General features: G+C 65.1%; 1 protein-coding gene. It reads right to left on the bottom strand.

All coding sequences use genetic code 11. The annotated features are described in order from the left end of the window. Nucleotides 1–234 (bottom strand): ABC transporter permease (locus SB816_RS34760; RefSeq protein WP_410548595.1); only part of this gene is annotated, 234 nt, incomplete at its 3' end. Nucleotides 235–238: the final 4 nt, after the last annotated feature.

Here is a 238-nt window from a genome sequence, read left to right as displayed (position 1 = left end):
CGAGCTGTTCGCGAACGCGTTCTGCAGCACGCTCATCATCACGAGGCCGGGCACGAGAAAGCTCACGTACTCGACGCCCGGATACACCTCGACGCGGCCCGACAGCGCGTGGCCGAAGATCGGCAGATACAGCAGCGCCGTCACGATCGGCGCGCACACCGTCTGGAACGACACCTTCCAGAACCGCAGCAGTTCCTTGTAGAACAGCGTGCGAAACCCGCTGCCCGCCACCACGGCG

It is taken from the genome of Achromobacter sp. SIMBA_011, assembly GCF_046535435.1.
Lineage (GTDB): Bacteria > Pseudomonadota > Gammaproteobacteria > Burkholderiales > Burkholderiaceae_B > Achromobacter > Achromobacter dolens.
The sequence above is the reverse complement of the archived record's forward strand: the minus strand, read 5'-3'. Positions and strand labels throughout refer to the sequence as shown.